This is a genomic window from Bradyrhizobium sp. B097 (assembly GCF_038957035.1).
Classification (GTDB): Bacteria; Pseudomonadota; Alphaproteobacteria; order Rhizobiales; family Xanthobacteraceae; genus Bradyrhizobium.
In genome coordinates, this window is record NZ_CP152412.1 from 5911793 (window position 1) to 5933662 (window position 21870).

Below are 21870 nucleotides of genomic sequence, written 5' to 3' on the forward strand. Positions count from 1 at the left end.
CAGCTCTATCACCGTCACCCTGAGGAGCCGCGCAGCGGCGTCTCGAAGGGTCGACGGCCCTGCTCCTTCCGCGTGAATCTACGGGGGCCGTGCATCCTTCGAGGCTCGCTTCGCTCGCACCTCCAGCGACAAAGGCGAAGCCTTTGCGCGGGGATGACGGGTCGGGTACCCCTATCCCACGATCGCGTTGAAGACGCGGCGTACCTCGCTCTGGGTCTCGCGCAGGCGGGCTTCCAGCGCGGAGAAATCCGGCGCGTCGCCGGCTCGCGCCATCACACGCCGCAGATCCTCGCCGGCCGTCTCCGGATTGAACTTGCCGGTGACGCACAGCCGCAGGATCTGCGTCAAATCGTGGTAGAGCCGCGCCGCCGAACGCAGGATCTCGGCCTCGGACTGGCCGAGCAGGCCGAGCTTGGCGGCATGCTCCAGCACTTGCAGCGTCGAGACGCTGAGGATCTCCGGCTTCGCTGAGGCATGCGCGAGTTGCAGATATTGCGCGATGAAATCGATGTCGACGAGCCCGCCTGCGGCAAGCTTGAGGTCCCAGACATCGTCCTCGCCCTTCTCCAGCGCGATCGCGCGCCGCATGTCGGCAACGTCGGCCGCGGTCGACGCCGCATCGCGCGGCCGGGTCAGCACGCTGCGGATGATCGCCTCGATCCTCTCGCGGAATTCCGGCGACGACGAGATCACGCGGGCACGCGTCAGCGCCATGTGCTCCCAGGTCCACGCCTCGCGTTCCTGGTAGTCGGAAAACGAGTCGATCCGCGAGGCGACCGGACCGGCACGCCCCGACGGCCTCAGCCGCATGTCCACTTCATATAGGACGCCGTAATTGGTCCGGGTCGTGAAGGCGCTGATCAGGCGCTGGGTGAAGCGGGCAAAATACTGCGCGCCGTGCAGCGAGCGCTCGCCGTCGGAGTCCGGCGCCTCGCTGTCGAAATCGTAGAGCAGGATCAAATCGAGGTCGGAGGACGCCGTCATCTCGCGGCTGCCGAGCCGGCCCATCGCGACGATCGCGGTCTCCTGCCCCTTGATCCGGCCATATTGCGCGGCGAACTGGTCGGTGACGAGGCCGTGCACGGTGTGCACGATACCCTCGGCGACATCGGCAAACGCCGTGCTGGCGTGCTGCGCCGACACCGTGCCCGACAGGATCCGCGTGCCGATCAGGAACAGACTCTCCTGGCCGAACAGCCTCAGACGATCGAGGAAGTCCTCATAGGACGAGGCGTCCTGCAGCGTGGCGGCAAGCCGCTCCGACAGCTCCTTCTTGTCCGGCATCGCGCCGAAGAAGCGTGGATCGACCAGGCCGTCCATGATCTGCGGCTGCCGCGCCAGCATGTCGCCGAGCCGCGGCGCGGCACCGAGGATCAGCGCCACCAGCGCGACGAAATCGCGGTTCTGGCTGAGCAGCGAGATCAGCCGCCCGCCCCGCTGCAGCGCGCCCAGGAAACGGTCGAATGCCGTGACAGCATCGTCGGGCTCCTCGGCATCCGCGAGGCCGTCGATCAGGCCGGGAATGAACTCGAGGAACGCCGCGCGCGTCGCTTCCACGCGGAGCGCGCGATAATCACCCTCGATCCATTGCTGCACGGTGCCGGCGACCATGACCGGCTTCTTGAAGCCGAGACTGGCGAGATGCTCGATCAGGCGACCGTCTTCGGGGCCCGCCCCGTAGTCGACATCCGGCAGCTTCGCGCTCCCGGTCGGATCGTCGCCCTCGAACAGCTTGCCGTAATGGTTCTGCACGATCTTGAGCTGGCCGAGCAGATCCCTGGCGAAGGCCTCGCGATTCTCGTAGCCGAAGAAATGCGCAAAGCGCTCGACTGCTTCAGGCTCCTCGGGCAGCGAATGGGTCTGCTCGTCGGCGATCATCTGCAGCCGGTGCTCGACCCTGCGCAGGAATTCGTAGGCCGTGGTCAGCTCGTCGCGCGCCTCGAAGGTGATCCAGTTGCTCTCGGCGAGCACATTGAGCGCCTCCAGCGTCGGCCGCACCCGCAACTCCGGATGGCGGCCGCCGGCGATTAGCTGCTGGGTCTGGGCGAAGAACTCGATCTCACGGATGCCGCCGCGGCCGACCTTGACGTTGTGGCCCTCGACCGAGATCTCGCTCTGGCCGCGATAGGTCTGCATCTGCCGCTTCATGTCGTGGACGTCGGCCAGCGCGGCAAAGTCGAGATGCTTGCGCCAGACGAACGGCGCGAGCTCGCCGATCAGCGCCTCGCCGGCCCTGGGATCGCCGGCACAGGGCCGCGCCTTGATCATCGCGGCGCGCTCCCAGGTGCGCCCCTCGCGCTCGTAGTAATGTAAGGCCGCGTCGGTCGAGATCGCGACCTGGGTCGAGGCCGGGTCCGGACGCAGCCTGAGATCGACCCGGAACACGTAGCCCTCGCCCGAGCGCTGCTGCAGCATCCGCGCCATCGCCTGGGTGACGCGGACGAAGAACGGCTGCGGCTCGATATCCTCGGCGAGCGAGGTGGCCGTGCGATCGAAGAACACGATCAGGTCGATGTCGCTGGAATAGTTCAGCTCGCCCGCGCCCATCTTGCCCATCGCAAGCACGATCAGGCCCGAGCCCGCTTCCGGATGCTCGGGATCCACGGCAGTCATGCGGCCGCGGGCGATCTCCTGCAGGAACAAATATCGCAGCGCCGACTGCACCGAATTCACCGCAATGTCGGTCAGCGCCGCCGTCACCCGCATCACCGGCCAGACGCCGCCGATGTCGCACAGCGCGATCATCAGCGCGGCCTCCGCCTTCATGCGGCGAAGCAGAACCATCACGTCGGCCTCGCTGCCGGCGGCGAGCACGTCGCGCGAGGTGGTCTCGATCAGATCAGCCAGATGCGACTCCGGGTCGCATGACAGGATCCGGATCAGCCGGGCGGCATCAGCCCGCGCGAGCTCGAACAGATAGGGCGAGAATTCGGCAATGCCGCGCAGGATGTCCCGTGCGAATGGGTGCTCCAGCAGCGCCGCGAGCGCAGCCGATTGCGCCGGCTCGAGCTCGGCGAACCAGTCGGTCAGGCGCTGATCGGCGGATACGGAAACGGCGACACGCGGTCCGTCCGCGAACCGCGCGGCCAGATGGTGTCGATCCGCGTTTCCCGGCGCGGCGGCATTCATGCCGCCTTCTGTGGCACATCCTGCGTTTGAGCCGCAAGCCTGTCACTGCCGCCCGCCCGCGCCGGCAGCACCAGGGTGGCCACCAGCCCCGGATGGGCATCGCCAAGCCGCAGCTCGCCGCCGTGGAGCGTGGCAACCGCCGAGGCCAGGCTGAGGCCGAGACCGGAACCGGGTAAGGTGCGGCTCGCCTCGAGCCGGACGAAGCGCTCCACCGCGTGCTTGCGGTCACCCTCGGGGATGCCCGGACCGTGGTCGGTGACGCTGAGCAGAACCTGATCGCCCTCGCGCCGGGCCTCGATCAGGATCTCCCGCGCATCGGCCTTCATCGGCTCCACGCCCGGTTCGGGCTTGCCATATTTGATGGCGTTCTCGACCAGGTTGGCGACCGCCTGGCTGATCAATTCGCGGTTGCCGTGAATCGGCGCCGGCGCGGTCTTCACCTGCAGCGTCATGCCGTCGTCCTCGGCGAGCGGCTCGTACAATTCGTGGATGCCGTTGGCGACGTCGGCGCCGTCGAAATCGTCCATGTTGCCGCGCGCCTGGCCGGACTCGGCGCGCGCGATCATCAGCAGCGCGTTGAAGGTGCGGATCAAGCCGTCAGACTCTTCGATCGTCCGCTCCAGCGCCGCGCGATAGTCGGCCTCGGAGCCCGACCGCGCCAGCGCCTCCTCGGCGCGGTTGCGCAGCCGCGTCAGCGGAGTCTTGAGGTCATGGGCGATGTTGTCGGAGACCTCCTTCAGCCCGGTCATCAGCGCCTCGATGCGCTCCAGCATGACATTGAGATTTTCCGCGAGACGGTCGAGCTCGTCGCCGCTGCGGCCGACCGGCAGCCGGCCGGACAGATCGCCCGCCATGATGCGTTTGGTGGTGCCGGTCATGGCGTCGATCCGGCGCAGCACGCGGCGCGCGACGAAGATGCCGCCACCGATGCCGAGCACGACGACGACGAGGATCGACCATTGCGCGGCCTTGGCGACGATGCCGAACAGCCGCCGCCGCTCCTCGAGGTCGCGCCCGACCAGGAGGCGGAATCCGTTGTCCATCTCGGTGACCCGCACCAGCGCGCGGTGATCGGTCTTGTCCTGGTCGTCGAACCGGCGATAGGCGGTCTCGCTCCAGCCCTGGATGCTCATTACCCCAGGCGCCAGCGAGCCGACATTGCCGGCCAGCGCCTGCCCGTTCGGCGCCGTCAAGAGATAGAGGTTGGCGCCCGGCCGCAGCGCACGATTGCCCATGGTGGTCAGCAGGCCGTGCAGGCCGCGACGGTTATAGATGGCGGTGATCTCGCCGATCTCGACGTTGACGGTGGTCGTGATCTGCTCGGTGATCAGCCGTCGCGTGTTCCAGGCGAAATAAGCCAGCAGCGAGGCGGCAAACAGCGCGAACAGGAACAGGTAGACCAGCGTCAGCCGAAACGCCGTGGTCCGGATCAGTTTACCGAATGCCGTCACGGATCATATACCCCGCGCCGCGGATGGTATGCAGCAGCGGCCGCTCGAAGCCTTTGTCGATCTTGGAGCGCAGCCGCGAGATGTGGACGTCGATGACGTTGGTCTGCGGATCGAAATGATAGTCCCAGACGTTCTCGAGCAGCATGGTGCGCGTCACCACCTGGCCTGCATGCTTCATCAGATATTCGAGCAGGCGGAATTCGCGCGGCTGCAAGGTCAGCTCATCCTTGCCGCGGGCGACGCGATGCGACAGCCGGTCGAGCTCGAGGTCGCCGACGCGGTAGGTGGTCTCCTCGGCCGGCCCGACATTGCGCCGCGATAGCACCTCGACGCGCGCGAGCAGCTCGGCGAAGGAATAGGGTTTCGGCAGATAGTCGTCGCCGCCGGCGCGCAGGCCCTTGATGCGGTCGTCGACCTGGCCAAGCGCCGAGAGGATCAGGACCGGCGTCCGGTTGCCCTTGTCGCGCAGAATGCCGATCAGCGACAGGCCGTCCCGCTTCGGCAACATGCGATCCACAACCAGCACGTCGTAGTCGCCGGTCTCCGCCATCGACAGGCCTTCCTCACCGTCGGAGGCGAGATCGGCGATATAGCCGACTTCACGGAATGCCTTGACCAGATAGTCGGCTGACTCGCGGTCGTCTTCGATGATCAGGATGCGCATTTGCGGAGCGGTTGCGGTCACGGGAATGGGCCCTCTGTCAGCATGGCGCGGCCGGCCTGCACATGCAAGACGACCGCGAATATTCCGGATTGTCTGAAAAAAGTGGGCGGTGAAGCTGGGGGACCTCACCGCCCTGAGACCTTCCGACAGAGGGGGGCATATTCCATCGAAAGGCAGCATAGGGAGCGAGCAAGGGGCCCGCCCCCCGGAACGCGCCGTCGGCGGGGGCGACTAATGCCGGCGACGCGTCCCAACTCATAGATAGTTATCCCTTGGCCAGCGGCACTGCCACAAAGCGCGACGAACCGCCGCTCTTCACGCGCATGAGAACGCTGTTCTTGTTGTCACTGCGCGCCGCGGTGATCGCATCACGCACCTCACCGGCGGTGCCGACGGTCTTGCCGGCGACCTCGAGGATCACGTCGCCTTCCTTGAAGCCCCGCTCAGCGGCAGCACTCTTGGGATCGACTTCGGTCACGACCACGCCTTCCTTGCCGGCGCCGGCCACGCTGTTGGCAGGTGCCACAGTGAGGCCCAGCTTCGGCACGTCGGTGCCGCGGGACGAATTGCCCTTGTCACCGTTGTTGTCGGTGTCAGCTTTGGCTTCCAGGGTGTTCGGCAACTGGCCGAGCGTCAGGTTGACGGTCTTGTCCTGCCCCTTGTGCAGCACGTTCAGCTTCACGGCATTGCCGGGCGCGAGGCCGCCGATGGTGCGGGCGAGTTCGCGCGCATCCTTCACCGGCTCGCCATTGACGGCGGTGATGACGTCACCGGATTCGATGCCGGCCTTGGCCGCGGGGCCGTTGGCCTGCGGTTCGGCAACCAGCGCGCCTTCCGCCTTCTTCATGCCGAGGCTGTCGGCGATGTCGGAGGTCACCGGCTGGATCTGGACGCCGATCCAGCCACGGCTGACCGAGCCCTTGTCCTTCAGCTGGGCAACGACGCTCTTGACGGTCTGGGCCGGGATCGAGAACGCGATGCCGACGCTGCCGCCGGACGGCGAGTAGATCGCAGTGTTGACGCCCATCACCTCACCGGACACGTCGAACGCCGGGCCGCCCGAATTGCCCTTGTTCACGGGCGCATCGATCTGGATGAAATCGTCATACGGGCCGTTGCCGATGTCGCGGCCGGAGGCGGAGACGATGCCCGCGGTCACGGTACCGCCGAGGCCGAAGGGATTGCCGACCGCCAGCACCCAGTCGCCGATACGCGGCTTGGTGTCGGAAAGCTTGGCAAACTGGAAGTTGGAGCCGCCGTCGACCTTGATCAGCGCGAGATCGGTGCGCGGATCGGTGCCGATCACCTTGGCGGAATAGGTCTTGCCGTCATCGGTCGTGACTTCGACCTTATCGGCGCCGTCGACGACGTGATTGTTGGTCACGGCGAAGCCGTCAGCCGAGATGAAGAAGCCGGAGCCCTGGCCCGTCACCACGCCACCGCCACGCGGTCCACCGCGCAGACCCGGGGGCAAGCCATCCGGACCGCCGAAGCGGCGGAAGAAGCGCTCCATCGGCGAACCCGGCTGGAACGGCGAATCGTCATTGTTGTTGCTGTCGTCCTTCGCGACCTTCTCGCGAATGTTGACCTTGACCGAGATCACCGACGGCTTCACGCGCTCGACGATGTCGGCAAACCCGACCGGCTGCTGAACCTTCTTGACCTCGTTATTGACCTGCGCATGCGCGGGGGTCGTGAACAGGTCGGCCGGGTTGTGGGTGGGGCTGAAGCCGTAGGTGGCGGCACCGAGGCCGGCCACGACCGACGCCATCAGCGCGAGTTTGCGGGCAGAGAACAGCGAGCGCTTCGGCGCCTTGTAGGACGGAAGGGTCGAGAGGTCGGGACGGTCGGTCATGTCTTGAGATCTCCAGGGCCAGAATCATTCGGTGCCGGGGCGAGCACCTGATGCGCCTGAACATGGGGTCATCAGCCTTACGGCGCGCTGGCTGCGGAATTAAACTTTGGTAATTGAGCGGACCCGTGCTGCGGCAGAATAGCGCGGGCAAATTAAGGGCTTAGAAAGGAACTAAAGCGGCTTGTCCGGCGCGGATTCGGCCGCCAGCAGCCGTTCCAGGCGCGCCTCTTCGTCGGGCGTCAGCCCTGGGGCGGAATCGCCCTCGCCGGGGTGCGGATTTGCCTTGCGGCGGCCGAGGCGCCAGAGCGCGAAACCGCCCAGCAAAAGCGCCAGCGGCGGGGTCAGCCACAGCACAAGCGTATGCTCGTTGAGGCGCGGCTTCAGCAGCACGAATTCGCCGTAGCGGGCCACCAGGAAATCGATCACCTGGCGGTCGCTGTCGCCGGCCGAGATCCGCTCGCGCACCAGGAGGCGGAGGTCGCGCGCCAGCGGCGCCTCCGAATCGTCGATCGACTGGTTCTGGCAAACCATGCAGCGCAGTTCCTTGGAGAGCTCGCGCGCCCTCGCCTCCTTCGCCGGGTCCGCCATGATCTCGTCGGGCAGCACGGCCCGGGCGGGCATCGCACCGAGCACCAGGGTCGCCGCAAGCGCGGCGGCTGCAAGGGCGCGCGACCGCATCACTCGGCCGCCTGCAAGGCGCGCGCCGCTGCTTTGGCCGGCTTCGGCGCACCGACCCGCAAGCGGCGGTCGGACAGCGACAGCAAGCCGCCGAAGGCCATCAGCACCGGCCCCCACCAGATCATCAGCACCAGCGGCTTGTGATAGATCCGCACCGCGATCGCACCGTCGGCCGAGGTATCGCCGAGCGAGATATAGAGCTGACTCGCACCGCGGGTCAGCAGCGCGGCCTCGGTCGTCGAAGCGCCGCGGGTCGTGAAGTTGCGCTTCGACGGGGTCATCACGCTGACCTTCTCGCCGTCCCGCGTCACGGTGAATTGCGCGACCATCTCGCGGAAATTCGGCCCCTGCCGCGGATTCAGGCCGTCGAGCCGCAGCTCGTAGCCGGCGACCTTGGCGACGTCGTCCGGCTTCATGGAACCGATATATTCGCTGTTCCAGGTGGTCTCGCAGACGATTCCGATCAGTGCGACGCCGAGGCCGGCATGCGCGAAGACCGTGCCCCAGGTCGCCCGCGGCAGGCCGCGTGCGCGGCGCAGCGAGAGCGACAGCGGAATCCGGAACAGGGCGATGCGTTCGGCGAGATCGCACAGCGCGCCCATGATCACGAAGGCCGCAAGCCCGATCGCGAGCGGCGCCAGCGTCGCGCCGCCATAGGTCCACGCAAACACCACCGCGATCGCAACCAGCGCGACGATGCCGGCGACCATCAGCCGCTGCGCGGCGCCGAGCAGGTCGCCGCGTTTCCAGGCCAGTAGCGGCCCGAATGGCACCGCGAGCAACAGCGGCACGAACAGCGGCGCGAAGGTGAAATTGAAGAACGGCGCGCCGACCGAGATCTTCTCGCCGGTCAAGACCTCAAGCGCCAGCGGATACAGCGTGCCGATGAACACCGTCGCGCAGGCGGTGGTGAGCAGCAAATTGTTGAGCACCAGCGCGCCTTCGCGCGAGATCGGCGCGAACAGCCCGCCCTGCTTCAGCGCCGGCGCGCGCCAGGCATAAAGCGAAAGGCTGCCGCCGATGAAGACGAACAGGATCAGCAGGATGAAGACGCCGCGGGTCGGATCGGTGGCGAAGGCGTGGACCGACGTCAGCACGCCGGAGCGCACTAGGAAGGTGCCGAGCAGCGATAGCGAAAACGTCAGGATCGACAGCAGCACGGTCCAGACCTTCAGCGCGTTGCGCTTCTCCATCACCAGCGCCGAATGCAGCAGCGCGGTGCCGGCCAGCCACGGCATCAGCGAGGCGTTCTCGACCGGATCCCAGAACCACCAGCCGCCCCAGCCGAGCTCGTAATAGGCCCAGTAGGAGCCCATCGCGATGCCGAGCGTCAGGAAGATCCACGCCATCAGCGTCCACGGCCGCACCCAGCGCGCCCAGGCGGCGTCAATCCGCCCTTCGAGCAGCGCCGCCACCGCGAACGAGAACGAGATCGAGAACCCGACATAGCCGAGATAGAGCATCGGCGGATGCACCGCGAGGCCGATGTCCTGCAGCACCGGATTGAGGTCGCGTCCCTCGATCGGCGGATTGGCGATGCGCAGGAACGGGTTCGAGGTGATCAGGATGAACAGGTAGAAGGCGCTGGCGACCCAAGCCTGCACCGCCAGCACATGCGCGCGCAGCGACAGCGGCAGGTTGTTGCCGAAGGCGGCGACGAGGCCGCCGAACAGCGCCAGGATCGACACCCACAGCAGCATCGACCCTTCATGGTTTCCCCACACGCCGGTGATCTTGTAGAGCAGCGGCTTCAGCGAATGCGAATTCTCGAAGACATTGGCGACCGAGAAATCTGAGGTGACGTGCAGCGTCACCAGCGCCGCGAACGACGCCGCGACGAACAGCAATTGGGCGAGCGCGGTCGAGCGCGCGACGTTCATCAACGCCGCATCGCGCCAGCGCGCGCCGACGATCGGCACGATCGACTGGATCAGCGCGAGCGCCAGCGCGAGCACCAGGGCATAATGTCCGCTTTCGGCGATCACCGCATCGCTCCCTGGGTCGGCGCCGCGGAGGCGCTCGGCATGCTGTTCGGCTTGGCGCCGTAATCGTCCTTCCAGTGGCCCTGCTTCTTCAGGGCGTCGGCGACGTCCTTCGGCATGTAGGTCTCGTCATGCTTGGCGAGCACGGTGTCGGCGCGGAACACGCCGTCCGCATCGAGCGCGCCTTCGGCAACCACGCCCTGCCCCTCGCGGAACAGATCCGGCAGGATGCCCTTGTAGGCGACCGGCAGCGTCGCGCCGCCGTCGCCGACGGTGAAGGTCACCGCGAGGTTGTCGCCGCGCTTGAGCGAGCCCTGTTCGACCAGGCCGCCGAGGCGGAAACGCTTGCCCGGACCGAGATGCTTTTCGGCGACCATCGAGGGCGTCGAGAAGAACACGATGGAATCGCGCAGCGCATTCAGCACCAGGCCCGCGGCGATCGCGAGCACGACGAGCGCGCAGCCGATCAGTGTCAAACGCCGTTGCTTCCTGGTCATGGTGCTTCCTTGCGCATGACGTCCGCCGAAAACCGCTGCACATGTTTCGGCATCATGCGTTATCCATCCAATCCGAGACTCTTCAGCCCCTCATTGAGCTGACGCAACCGATCCGCATCATTGCCCACCGCCTGACGGGCATCCGCGAGCGCGCTCATCGCCTTGTCGCGCTCTCCCATCACGAGATAGGCGCGGACCAGCCGCAGCCAGCCCTCGACGTCGTCGCCGTTGGTCTTCAGCCGCGTCGCCAGCCGATCGACCATACCCTTGATCATGGTGCCGCGATCGGCCTCGCTCATGTCCTTGGCCGCCGCCACCGCGCCATCCGGCAGCGCGGGCGCGCTCACGCCGCCAACGCGAACCAGCGCAGCCTGCACCAGCGGCCGCCATGGCGCATCCGACGGCGCCTTCGCCAACATCTTCTGCCAGAGCGCAGCGGCATCAGCCTTGCGGCCGTCCTGCTCGGCGGCGAGGCCGAGGAAATAGTTCGCCTTGGCGTCGTCGCCGTTCAGCGCAACGGAGCGCTCGAACTCCGCCTTGGCGTCCGCGGTGACGACGCCGCCGGCGCTCCCCATCAACGCCTCGCCGAGATCGGCGCGGCGATCGGCGGTGTCGCCAGCATAAATGATGGCATTGCGATAGGCACGGACGGCATCATCGTAGCGGCCAAGTCGCGACAGTACCGGCGCCAGCACCGTCCAGCCGCGGCCGTCAGTCGGGTTCTTCTCCAGATGAGCCTCGACCTGCGCCACCAGATTGGTGAGCGGCTGGTTGGCATCGGCCACCTGGCTGCGCTCGGCGAGCGGAAAGTCACCAAGCCGCGGCGAGCCGAGCGCGAGATAGAAGCTTGAGGCAATGACCGGCAGCCCGACCAGGGCCACGATCGCAGCAGTGCGCCGCAGACTGAGACTGCCTGGCACCGGGGCTTCGCGCTCGCTCTGGTCGGCGGCGGCCAGCAGCCGGCGGCTGATCTCGATCCGGGCAGCATCGGCCTCGGCGGCGCCGATGATGCCTGAGGCCATATCGCGGTCGATTTCGGCGAGCTGGTCGCGGTAGACCACGACCTCGCTGCCGCCGCTATCCGCCCGTCCGCGGCGGCTGAGCGGCCACAGCACGGCAAAGATCGCCGCGACCGTCATCAGCGCGAACACAAACCACAGCGTCATCAAGCGGTTCCCGGATGGAACGGCGGCTTCCGGCAAGCCGCCTTAGAATCGCTTTACACTACCGGCGCCGAGCCCGGCAATTGACAATTACTGGATCGACCGAAGGTCGAAATCAGCCGGTTTCCGGCGCCGTTCCGGCGGTATTGCAACGGCGCCTCCGGGCGAAGGAGCCCGCAACCAAAATATCGAAAACAACCCCATGCACAGTAGCAGGGGCCGCCGGCGCCCGATTGACGACTTGACATGTCGGGCAAATCAGCGCCACACTTCCATTATTCCGAAATTGTGCAAATGCTTGTCATCCAGCCGTGTGGGGGGCGTCGATTTGCCGTCGAACATGCTCAGGACTTGCGCTTGATCTATAAGATTGTCCGGCAGTGCTTCCCGTCAGGGCGCGACTTTGCAATTGAATGCACTGTCACCGTAATCTGAGCCTCAACATGACTGAAGAACAACTTATTTCGGATGTTTGCAGGCGAGCCAGCAATCCGGCGACGCAGACTGATTACTCGAAAATAAGAGTCAGGGAAGTCGGTCCTCCAGCGACATCTCAGTCAATCGAAGCTACTGAAAGAAGGCTCGGCTTTTCCCTTTATCGCCTCCACTGCCGCTTGTTGAAAACCGTAGGAAATGGCGGCTTTGGGCCCGGAGATGGTTTGATCGGGACTGCAGATGGATCGCTAGACGTCGACGGACGTTCGCTGTGCGAGTTGAAGGAGGCCTTTTGGCCGGATACCGAAGTTGCGCTCGTACCGCTTTGCGATTGGGGAGATGGAATCTGGTCTTGCCTTGATACGGCGACGGGCTGTGTTGTCAGTTGCAGCGAGTTTGGACTGTTCAGTACGGGCCAAACCCTTCATTCTTGGCTCGAGAAGTGGGTAGCTGGCGACAATCTGTGGCTGGAGATGGTCGTGCCTGGAACTACGATCGTCCAAAATCCGAGCACAAGCGAGTACGTCACCGTCGCGACAGTACAAGGAATGAAAGGTGATCCGTATATATTGCCAGCGCGCGATGGCAACGACGGCCCGCATCACACATAGTGAACTCGACCAAGCGTAGAAATGCGAAGACGGTGTTCGAACTACGGAATTCCGGTGACCACTGTCACAAGAATTATCGTGTCTCACTTAGGGGTGTAGTTCAGCGCCGTGAGCGCAATTCCCAGTTCTGTCTCGCCTGCAAGTCCCGCGATCCCGCTACCCCGCGCGAGACGACTTCCGCTCGCCGGTCACGGCATTCTCCGCCGCCCGGTTCATCAGCGAGGCGTAGTCGTGGCCGAACAGCACTTCGCAGAAGCGGATCGCGGCCTTGACCTGTTGCTGGCGGAAGGCCCGGACCCGGGCGTCGCCGCCGCGCAACGACTGCACCAGCCCCTCGGTCGACTGCTCGACATAATGTTGCAGGTCCGAGAAGGTCCGCAGCGTCACCTCGTTGATGGCGAGCTCGCTGGCATAGGTGCGGCACACCGCGACGAAATCGATCAAAGCGGCGGCATCCTCGACCTCGGACGCATCGATCTTGGCGCCGGCCGTAATGTCCTTGTCGGCGCGCTGGCGCAGGATGCGGCGAACCCGGCCCGGCACGCTGTCGATCTCCGATTGCAGCGCGTTGGAGGTATCGGCGCGCACCGAGGTCAGCTGGCGGCCCCAGGTGGAATCGTTGCGCAGGTCGAGCTCGGTGCGCAGGCCGCGGACGCCGTCATGCAGGGTCTTGAGCTGCTCGCTGACATAATCGAAATGTCCGCGCCTGATGTCGGTGCGCAGACAGGCCGCCACGAATGACAGGTCATGCAGCGCGATGGTGACGGCGATGCCGTAGGGCGTTGCCGCGACCCGCAGTTCGTCGTCGGAGGCCGCCATCTTGATGGCAAGGCGGATGAGCTGCCACGGCGCGGCAAGCCGCTGCGCGATCAGCGACAGCGCGAACGGCAGCAGTTGCGGCGTCTGCAGCGACGGCAGCTTGAGCGCCTCCATCGCCGAGGCGATCTGGGAATCGGAAAACACCCTGATCTGGCTCGGCAGCCGGCTGCCCAGGGTTTCCAGGGCTTCACGGGCCTGCAGGACGAGGCCGATCGGCAGCAGATCCTCGACAACGTTCGGCGGGCCCACGCGCGCCAGCGCGCGCTGACGGTCGTCCTGCGCCGGCCCCGCGATCTTGAGGATGGCTTCCGCAGCCGCCAGCTGGAACTTGCGCGCGGCGATCTCCATCGGGCCGCTCTCCGAGGCCGCCGCCAGTGCCTTCTCGAATTCGCGGGCGGCCTCGGGCGCGCCCTCGCGGGCGAGCCACTGCCAGATCGGCAGCAGCGAGGCACGGCGGAGCTGGCCGGCTCGGGTCGGGAAATTGGTCTCGGCAAGGAACGGCTCGAGCGGCCGGAACAGAAGCCGCGCCGGATCGTCGCTGCGCGGCTGGATCTGCTCGTCCTGCTCGACCCCGCGCACGATCTTGCGCAGCTGCTCCAGGACCAGATTGGCGATCGCGACATCATCGCCGCGTTCGACGGCGCGCTCCAGCTCCCGCATCAGCAGCGCCTGCGATTGCGGCGGAAGCTGCGCGAGATAATCCCTCAGCCGCTCGGTCGATTTCTGGCTCATGCCCGGTCGTGAAACTTGGTGCCCGGCAAACGCCGCAGCCCGTCCGCCCGCAATGATAGAGGTGGGCGCGTTAAGAAGCCGTTTAGGAATAATGACGGCCGCGCGTCTGCTGGAGCTTCGGCTCTGATTGAATCAGAACCGAAGCTTCTAGTCTGTTGTATTGACGCGTTTTCTTCACGCGAACCGGTATCCGCTTCGCTCGAAAACGCTCCAAAGGCTACCCCGTCCGCCGGACTACACCGCCGGCAGCACGAGCTCGGCCCGCAGACCGCCGATCGGGGCGTCATTCAGCACGAGCTTGCCGCCATAGAGGCCGGCGAGATCGGTCACGATCGACAGGCCGAGCCCCGAGCCGGGCTTCGATTCGTCGAGCCGCTGGCCGCGCCGCGACACCTGGGCGCGCTCGGCCTCCGACAGGCCGCGCCCGTCGTCGTCGACCACAATGCGCAGCCTGGGACCGGCGCCCGACGCCTCCGGCGGGACCACGCTGACCTCGATGAAGACCTGAGAAGCCGCCCATTTGCAGGCGTTGTCGACGAGATTGCCGACCATCTCCTCGAGGTCCTGCCGCTCGCCGCGAAACCGCGCCGCCGGGTCGGCCTTCGCCTCGATCGCGAGGTCGCGATCGCGATGGATCTTCTCCATGGTCCGGCGCAGCGCCTCGATGACGGGGGCGACGTCGGTGATGGTGCTGACGATGGTGGCCCGAGCGGCGATCCGTGCACGCTCGAGGTGATGTGCGACCTGGTCGCGCATCAGGTCGGCCTGTTCCAGCACCTTGCTGGCAAAGGGATCGCCGGCATGCGCGCCCGCTTCGTTCACGATCACCGACAGCGGCGTCTTGATCGCATGGGCGAGGTTGCCGACATGGGTGCGCGAGCGCTCGACGATCTCCCGGTTGGCATCGATCAGCGCGTTGGTCTCGCGCGCCAGCGGCGCGATCTCGACCGGAAACCGGCCTTCGAGGCGCTCGGCGCGGCCGGAGCGGATATCGGCAATCGCATCCGATATGCGCTTGAGCGGCGCGAGGCCGTAGCGCACCTGGAAGATCGTGGTCAGCAGCAGCACGATGCCGAGGGCAGCGAAGGTGCCGCCGAGATAATAGTCGAAGCTGCGCGTCTCATCGAAGATCTCGGTGGCGTCGCCGGCGACGCTGACCAGGAACTTGCCGTCGGCGCCGAGGTCGACCGGGCGCTCGACCACGCGCAGGCTCTGGCCCTCGGGTCCATCGACATAGCCGAGGCGGACGCCGGCTGCGGTCAGTTCGGCGCCGTGCTCCTCGAGCTTCGGCAGCTTCTTGTCCCACAGCGAGCGCGAGGCGCGGGTCTCGCCCTTTTCGGTATCGGTGCGGGTGATCTGCCAGTACCAGCCCGACAGCGGCAGGTCGAACAGCGGCTCGCCGAGCGACTGGAACTGGCGGTCCGCCGGCTCGTCCGGCGTCGCCACCTCGGCGATCAGGGTGCGCAGATAGAGATTGAGCCGCCGATCGAAGGCGCGCTCGGTGGCGTCGCGATAGACCGACGACAGGATGACGCCGGTGATCGCCAGGATCACCACCACCCAGGCGGTCGCCGAGACGAACAGGCGGGTCGCAAGCGAGCTGCCGCCCATCAGAGCACGGGCTCGAACGGCGTGTCAGCGGCAACAGACATCAGGGATTCAAACATTGGCGAATCCAGTTCTCCCGGCGCGGATCATGCCAATGCCCGTGTACGCCGATCAAGCACTCTAAGAGCATGATCCGATTGAACAGGATATGCTCTCATCCTTTTGTTTGGTCACGCTTTCTTCACGCGAACCGGTTTGTTTGAGAAAGCGCTTTAGGTCGGCGGCGACAGCATGTAGCCGAGGCCGCGAACAGTCTGGATAATATCGACTTCCAGCTTCTTGCGGATGCGGCCGACGAACACCTCGATGGTGTTGGAGTCGCGGTCGAAGTCCTGGTCGTAGAGGTGCTCGACCAGCTCGGTGCGCGAGACCACCCGCCCGGTGTGGTGCATCAGATAGTCGAGCAGGTTGTACTCGTGCGAGGTCAGCTTGATCGGGTTGCCGTTGACGGTGACCCGCTTGGTCCGGGTATTCAGCGCCACCGGCCCGCAGGTCAGCTCGACCTGGGCATGCCCGGTCGCGCGGCGCAGCAGCGCGCGGATCCGCGCCAGCACCTCCTCCAGATGGAAGGGTTTTGCGACATAGTCGTCGGCGCCGGCATCGAACCCCTGAACCTTGTCACTCCAGCGGTCGCGCGCGGTGAGAATCAGCACCGGCATCACCCGCTTGTTCCGCCGCCAGGCTTCGAGCACCGAGATACCGTCCATCTTCGGCAGCCCGATATCCAGCACGACCGCGTCGTAGGGCTCACTGTCGCCAAGGAAATGCCCCTCCTCGCCGTCGAACGCGCGATCGACCACATAGCCGGCGTCCGTAAGCGCGGTGGTGAGCTGGCGGTTCAGATCCGGGTCATCCTCAACGACGAGCAGACGCACTTTAGCCTCCGAGAGTGAGCATTGCGATATTCCGGCATCAAATGAGGCTCCCGGCCGTGAACGGCTTATGAATGGAGCCGCAGGGCAAACCTTATTTTTTCGTCAGGTGCACCATCCCGGGAACCCGCGCAAGCGCGACGGGCTCCCGCTCTGAGATGCGCACCAAGTGGGATTGAGTTTCAGCATGTGGTATTTTAATACCTTATCATTTAGCACCAGGACGACCGGTCGCGTCTGTCACAATCGGCGGGCAAGTTAACCTTCGGCGACCATTTCCATGTCGCTGACACAAGTGATGCGCTAATCCAGCCCGGGGTCGTCTGCGGTACAGGACCGGGAATACTTTGTTGGATATTTCGAAGATACGGAAGTTCGGCGTGATTGCGGGCTGGCTTGCGCTTGCCTTTATCGCCTTCGTGACGCTGTCGCCGATCCAGGACCGTCCGTCGTTTTTCCATCCTCAGACCGAGCGCTTCGCCGCGTTTGCAGTGATGGCAATGGCCTTTGTGTTGGGTTACCCGCGGCGTACCGCGCTGATCTTGCTCTTTGTCGTCTTCAGCTCGTTCACACTCGAAGCGATGCAACTGCTGACACCGGACCGTCACGGCCGCCTGCTCGACGCGATCGTCAAGGTGGCGGGAGGTCTTGCCGGCATCGGCACGGGTCACCTCATACTGCTGGTGCTGCGCAGCCAGTTCGGCCGGCTGAGGTCGGGCGCGGACGCAGCCTAGTCTTCCGCCATTTTGAGCATGATCTCCGCGCAAACGCGTTCCGCGTTTGTCGCGACGGAAAGCCGCTTCGCACGCTTCCGGATCATACCCTATCGCCGGCGCGGGTGCGCCTTCTGGTGCCACGCCCAGGCCGAGCGAATGATGTAGCCGAGATCCGACCGGCTCGCCTTGAAGCCGAGCCCGCTTTCCGACCTGGTGGGATCGGCAACCAGGATCGGCGGATCGCCGGCCCTGCGGTCGCGCACCACGCTCGGCACCGCTTCACCGGTCTCGGCGCGGATCGCGTCGAGCACCTCGCGCACCGAATAGCCGGTGCCGGTGCCGAGATTGAACACACCGCCGGCGTCGCCCTTCAACAGCAGCTCGAGCGCCGCGATATGGGCGGCGGCGAGATCGTCGACATGGATGTAGTCGCGCACCGCGGTGCCGTCAGGCGTCTCATAATCTTCGCCGAAGATCGCGAAATCCGGCACATGCCCGAGCAGCGCCATCAGCGCGCGCGGAATCAAATGCGTCTCCGGATCGCGGAGCTCACCGATGGTGCCGGATGCATCGGCGCCGCAGGCGTTGAAGTAGCGCAGGCAGATCGATTTGAACTGATAGGCGGCGCGATAGTCATCGAGCATCTGCTCGATCATGAACTTGGACCGGCCGTACGGATTGACCGTCGGCCCTGCGGCGCTCTCGGGAATGGGATCGCGCCCGGCATTGCCGTAGACGGCGCCGGTAGAGGAAAACACCAGGCGGTCGCAGCCTGCCTCACGCATGCCGCGCAGCAAACCGAGCGTGCCGGCAACGTTGTTGCCAAAGTATTTCTGCGGATCCGCGACGGATTCGCCGACCGCGCTGAACGCGGCGAAGTGCATCACGGCCAGCGCATTGTGCTCGCGGATGGTGGCGGCGATCTTGTCGTGATCGGCGACGTCGCCGATCACGAGCGGTCCCCATTGCACGAAATTGCGATGACCGGTGGAGAGGTTGTCATAGACGACCGGGAGAAACCCGGCCTCGGCGACCGCCTTGGCGCAATGCGATCCGATGTATCCCGCGCCGCCCGTGATGAGGATCGAACCCCTGCTCGCCATTGAAAATGCCGTCCCTGCGCGGACCAATCCAGCGCCTCAACCACCGCAATGATCGCATGGGTACGACATTCCGTCTGGCGCAGCAAAATGCCGATGGGAATAGCGTTAAGAGCGAACGGATTTGCTGCCGCAGTGACGGTTAACGCGATCCCAGCGGGACGTTGGTCTGCTGCCCAACCGGTGCCGCGTGTCGTGGTGACCTTCCATAGGGGTAAACCGGTGTTGCCGGCGGGACCGGCTGGGTCGCCTGCGGCCGCGATGTCGGGACACCGCCGCCCGGGCCGTCGATCGAGTAGCGCGTTGCGCCCTGTGTGGTCTGCCCGGTGCCCTGTGCGAGCACGGGACCGGCTGTGGCGACGACCAGCGTCGCAATCGTGACAAGGCCGGCCAGCTTCATGTCGATGCCTCGATGGGTTGCACCGGGATCAACCGGTCCGGCCGCCAATCGTTCCGGAATGTTGTCGCAGCGCCCTCGCAATCTTCATCATCCCTCATACGAAAAGCGGCGCGGCGAAATGTCTCGCCGCGCCACGTTCAATCGATGGGGCTAACTCAGAAGTTCAGGCGCCGGCCTGCGCGACGGCGGCCCAGTGATCCGGGTTCGCCGGGGTCTGCATCCTGACCCAGCGATAGCGCGCCTGCGACCAGCTGCGGATTTGCGCGTTCAGATTGTCGAGCACGACGTCGCCGCCATCGGCGCGGACCACCAGCACGAGATGATGCTCGCCCCAGGACGTCACCACCTCGCTCAGCAGCAGGTTGCGCATCGGCCAGCCGCGCGCCAACAGTTCATGGCGCTTGCTGACGGCGTAGTCGTTGCAATCGCCGCGTGCCGGATTGATCAGCCATTCCTCGCCGGCGAGGCCGCGCTCGTTGCGCTGTGGCGCGATGCTGCGATTGACCGAGGCATTGACCTCGATCAGGTCGGCGATGCGCTGCTTGGTGAGACGTGTGGCGCCGCCGCGGAATACCATGCGGGCGCGGGGCTTCTGCTTGCATTCGTCGGCATAGCGCATGCAGAACATGGTGTAGGCCATCGGCGCCAGCGTCGGCTCGCTGAAGCGGATCTTCTCGACCACACCGCGCAGCGGCAGCGGGAAGCCGATCATTCCAGCTTGCGTGTGCTGCGCGCTTGTCCCGAGCGCCACGATGGCCAGAAGCAAGGCCATCACTTTCCTGACGTTGTACATTCTTCACTCCCCACCGTGACGGGAAGCATGTACGGGAAATGTCTTGAGCTTAGGCTCAAGCGCGCGGCGGCATTTGCCTCAAATGCCGAGATGCGCGCGAGCGGTCCGTTAACCAAGCCAGGTTCCCGCGCCGGTAAGCCTTTCGGCTGCCGAATGATAACGCGCGTGAAGGTCAACGGATCGCGGCTTCATCGCGCTTGCGGCGCTTTTTTTCCTGTGGTTTCTGCGGACGCCGCCGTCAGATCAAGGGGCAGTTGCGGCGCGGGATCGCTTGGTCCCATGCGGGCATGGTTACCCGATGTGAAGCAGCCGGAGCGCTCTGTTAATCTAGACCGTCACGCGCTGCCGGGGAGCAATCCCGCACCAGCTCATGACGAGATCGGCGAGCGTCTTGATCTCGAGATCCGCGGGCGTGCCGCTGGCGAAATCGGCAACCGATTGCCCCAGCGCGACGGCGCGAACATAGGCCGAGCGGCTTCCGATCATCGGCCCGATCTCTTCGTCGAGCGTATCCAGCTCCTCGATCAGCTGCTGGCCTTCGAGCGTGCGCTGGTCGACGCGGTTCGGCACGATCATGGCACGGAGTGCGGTTCGCCGCGCTGCACGCACCTCCCGCACGATGTCGATCGTCCGCGCGGTGGCCTCGATGTCGAGGCCCGACGGCGTACACGGCATCAGCACGATATTGGCGACCGCGAGCACGGCGCCCAGCACCCGGTCGTTGGGCGCGGAATCCACGACGATGATCTGATGCGGAATCTGGCGCATCAGCTTGGCCCATTCGGCAACCGGGCGGGTTTCCGGATCAAGCTGGTAGACCGGGAACGACAAATTGCCGGGCTCGGCCCAGTGACAGGCGGACGCCTGGGAGTCGGCGTCGACCAGCCCGACCAAGCCCGTACGGCGATCCAGTTCTGCCGCCAGCAAGACCGCAAGAGTCGTCTTTCCGACCCCGCCCTTGCGCTGGGCAACCGAGATGACAAGCGGCATTGCTAGCTCCTGGCGTTATCCCCCGTGCGTGCGCGGGAGGACACCTTCATCGACGAGCGTCAGCATCCGGGGCAGACAGACCCGCTTTGCGTCGTAATTGTCTCGCACAAAGCTCCTCGCCTTCATTCGCATCTTCTTGAAGGCTTTCGGCCGTGACAGCACCGAGACTACCTGATCCGACAACGCATCAGTATCAAAAAACGGCGCCAGCAGGCCGTTGCCGTCCGAGATGATATCGCGAAGCGGGGCCGTGTCGGATGCCACCACCGCACATCCCGCACTCATCGCCTCCAGCAGCGACCATGACAGCACGAAGGGATAGGTCAGATAGACGTGCACCGAGGAGATCTGCAGCAGCGCGAGATACTGTTCCCGGGGAATCCGGCCGAGGAAATGCACGCGGCGCAGATCGATGTCCGACCTGATCTCGTCCAGGAACATCGACTTCCAGCTCGAGCCCTTCGGCGGATTCGCGCCGTAGGATGTCCCGCTGCCGCCGACGATCACCACCTGCGCATTCGGCCGCGCAGCCAATATCCTCGGCAGCGATCGCATGAAGACATGGAATCCGCGCACCGGCTCCAAATTGCGCGAGACGTAGGTGATCACCTCGTCGTCCGCCGACAATGTCGCACCGTTCGGAAGCTGAAACCTGGCGACGGGATTGGGCTTCACCTCGTCGGTGTCGACGCCCTCGTGGATGACATCGATCTTGCTCTGAAACTCGCGCGGAAAGGTCGACCTCTGCCATGGCGTCGGCGAAACGCCGGAATCGCATTCCGTGAGCGCCAGCAGCGTCGTCGCGTTCTTCAGATGAAGTGCGACATTGCCGTCGAGGCCCGTCATCGGAAACTCGGGATCAAAGCCGACGTCCCTGCCCTCGGCGCCGTAGTAGAATTCGCAATAGAGGATGATCCGCGCTTTCGGAAACATCGTGCGCAGCGGCAGCGTCTCACCCCAACCGGGATGCGCGAAGATCAGGTCGGGCACGAAGCCCTGCCCCGACAGCGACGACAGCGCATACAGGACCTCTTCGGCGCGCCGCGCTTCGACATCGAAGCGGCGGGCAAAGGGATGGACCATCGCGGAGTCCGACTTGGTCGTCGAATATTTCAGCAGCCGGATATCCCGCGTCGTGCTCGCGGTCGATGAACCGACCGCAACGACCTTGTTTCCGGGCTGCTCCGCGAGCGCACGCGCAATGTGGCGATACTGGGCTGGAAAGTTGTTGTGGACGAAGAGGACGTTCATTGGCGGGCGGGCGCGCCCCCCGGCCGCGCGGTCGTCGATTGGGGTCATGCTCGATATCATGACCGGCAGGGTGTCTTCGATATGCACGTGCGAACTATCTCACCGGATTAACATTAAGCCCCCT

General features: G+C 65.3%; 18 protein-coding genes. 2 read left to right on the plus strand and 16 right to left on the minus strand.

Annotated features, from left to right (window positions below):
* Positions 1–171: 171 nt before the first annotated feature.
* The 8 genes from AAFG07_RS27665 to ccmI form a co-directional block, all read right to left on the minus strand.
* Complete coding sequence (locus AAFG07_RS27665; protein WP_342722975.1) at positions 172–3129, minus strand: bifunctional [glutamine synthetase] adenylyltransferase/[glutamine synthetase]-adenylyl-L-tyrosine phosphorylase; 2958 nt, start codon at positions 3127–3129, stop codon at positions 172–174.
* Complete coding sequence (locus tag AAFG07_RS27670) at positions 3126–4580, minus strand: ATP-binding protein (protein ID WP_342722976.1); 1455 nt, start codon at positions 4578–4580, stop codon at positions 3126–3128. The genes AAFG07_RS27665 and AAFG07_RS27670 overlap by 4 nt, the downstream gene beginning before the upstream one ends.
* Positions 4564–5244 (minus strand): response regulator transcription factor, encoded by a 681-nt coding sequence (locus tag AAFG07_RS27675; RefSeq protein WP_212311653.1) that lies wholly within the window; start codon positions 5242–5244, stop codon positions 4564–4566. The genes AAFG07_RS27670 and AAFG07_RS27675 overlap by 17 nt, the downstream gene beginning before the upstream one ends.
* Before the next feature lie 265 nt (positions 5245–5509).
* Positions 5510–7099: a Do family serine endopeptidase gene (locus tag AAFG07_RS27680; RefSeq protein WP_342722977.1), complete on the minus strand. Its 1590-nt coding sequence runs from the start codon at positions 7097–7099 to the stop codon at positions 5510–5512.
* A gap of 171 nt (positions 7100–7270) precedes the next feature.
* Positions 7271–7777, minus strand: coding sequence for a cytochrome c-type biogenesis protein (locus AAFG07_RS27685; protein WP_342722978.1), 507 nt, complete (start codon positions 7775–7777; stop codon positions 7271–7273).
* A complete protein-coding gene (locus AAFG07_RS27690; protein ID WP_342722979.1) occupies positions 7777–9762 on the minus strand; it encodes a heme lyase CcmF/NrfE family subunit in 1986 nt (661 codons plus the stop codon). Before AAFG07_RS27690 ends, AAFG07_RS27685 begins: the two co-directional genes overlap by 1 nt.
* Positions 9759–10256 carry a cytochrome c maturation protein CcmE gene (gene ccmE, locus AAFG07_RS27695; RefSeq protein WP_207836602.1) on the minus strand — a complete coding sequence of 166 codons (498 nt, stop codon included), beginning with the start codon at positions 10254–10256 and terminating at the stop codon, positions 9759–9761. The genes AAFG07_RS27690 and ccmE overlap by 4 nt, the downstream gene beginning before the upstream one ends.
* Before the next feature lie 59 nt (positions 10257–10315).
* Positions 10316–11422: a c-type cytochrome biogenesis protein CcmI gene (gene ccmI, locus AAFG07_RS27700; protein ID WP_342722980.1), complete on the minus strand. Its 1107-nt coding sequence runs from the start codon at positions 11420–11422 to the stop codon at positions 10316–10318.
* A 440-nt stretch (positions 11423–11862) separates the two neighbouring features.
* On the opposite strand from ccmI, the gene AAFG07_RS27705 reads away from it, so the two are divergent.
* Entirely contained in the window at positions 11863–12465 is a 603-nt protein-coding gene (locus AAFG07_RS27705; RefSeq protein WP_342722981.1) for a hypothetical protein, read from the plus strand.
* 156 nt (positions 12466–12621) lie between these two features.
* Here AAFG07_RS27705 and AAFG07_RS27710 read toward each other — a convergent pair whose 3' ends face one another.
* The 3 genes from AAFG07_RS27710 to AAFG07_RS27720 form a co-directional block, all read right to left on the minus strand.
* Positions 12622–14016 (minus strand): hypothetical protein, encoded by a 1395-nt coding sequence (locus AAFG07_RS27710; RefSeq protein ID WP_342722982.1) that lies wholly within the window; start codon positions 14014–14016, stop codon positions 12622–12624.
* A 234-nt stretch (positions 14017–14250) separates the two neighbouring features.
* Complete coding sequence (locus AAFG07_RS27715; protein WP_342722983.1) at positions 14251–15627, minus strand: sensor histidine kinase; 1377 nt, start codon at positions 15625–15627, stop codon at positions 14251–14253.
* Positions 15628–15836: 209 nt separating this feature from the next.
* On the minus strand, positions 15837–16499 hold the full coding sequence (locus AAFG07_RS27720) for a response regulator transcription factor (protein WP_092125249.1): 663 nt from the start codon (positions 16497–16499) through the stop codon (positions 15837–15839).
* Between the two features lie 347 nt (positions 16500–16846).
* On the opposite strand from AAFG07_RS27720, the gene AAFG07_RS27725 reads away from it, so the two are divergent.
* Positions 16847–17230, plus strand: a complete 384-nt coding sequence (locus AAFG07_RS27725; protein ID WP_342722984.1) for a VanZ family protein — start codon at positions 16847–16849, stop codon at positions 17228–17230.
* 89 nt (positions 17231–17319) lie between these two features.
* Here the strand turns inward: AAFG07_RS27725 and galE are convergent, their stop codons facing one another.
* The 5 genes from galE to AAFG07_RS27750 all read right to left on the minus strand — a co-directional run bounded on the left by galE (position 17320) and on the right by AAFG07_RS27750 (position 21794).
* Positions 17320–18315 carry a UDP-glucose 4-epimerase GalE gene (galE, locus tag AAFG07_RS27730; protein ID WP_342722985.1) on the minus strand — a complete coding sequence of 332 codons (996 nt, stop codon included), beginning with the start codon at positions 18313–18315 and terminating at the stop codon, positions 17320–17322.
* Between the two features lie 139 nt (positions 18316–18454).
* Positions 18455–18712: a hypothetical protein gene (locus AAFG07_RS27735; RefSeq protein WP_342722986.1), complete on the minus strand. Its 258-nt coding sequence runs from the start codon at positions 18710–18712 to the stop codon at positions 18455–18457.
* A gap of 163 nt (positions 18713–18875) precedes the next feature.
* Positions 18876–19505: a transglutaminase-like cysteine peptidase gene (locus AAFG07_RS27740; RefSeq protein WP_342722987.1), complete on the minus strand. Its 630-nt coding sequence runs from the start codon at positions 19503–19505 to the stop codon at positions 18876–18878.
* Between the two features lie 327 nt (positions 19506–19832).
* A complete protein-coding gene (locus AAFG07_RS27745) occupies positions 19833–20495 on the minus strand; it encodes a ParA family protein (protein WP_097670696.1) in 663 nt (220 codons plus the stop codon).
* A 15-nt stretch (positions 20496–20510) separates the two neighbouring features.
* Positions 20511–21794, minus strand: coding sequence for a glycosyltransferase family 4 protein (locus AAFG07_RS27750; RefSeq protein WP_342722988.1), 1284 nt, complete (start codon positions 21792–21794; stop codon positions 20511–20513).
* Between the last annotated feature and the right edge of the window lie 76 nt (positions 21795–21870).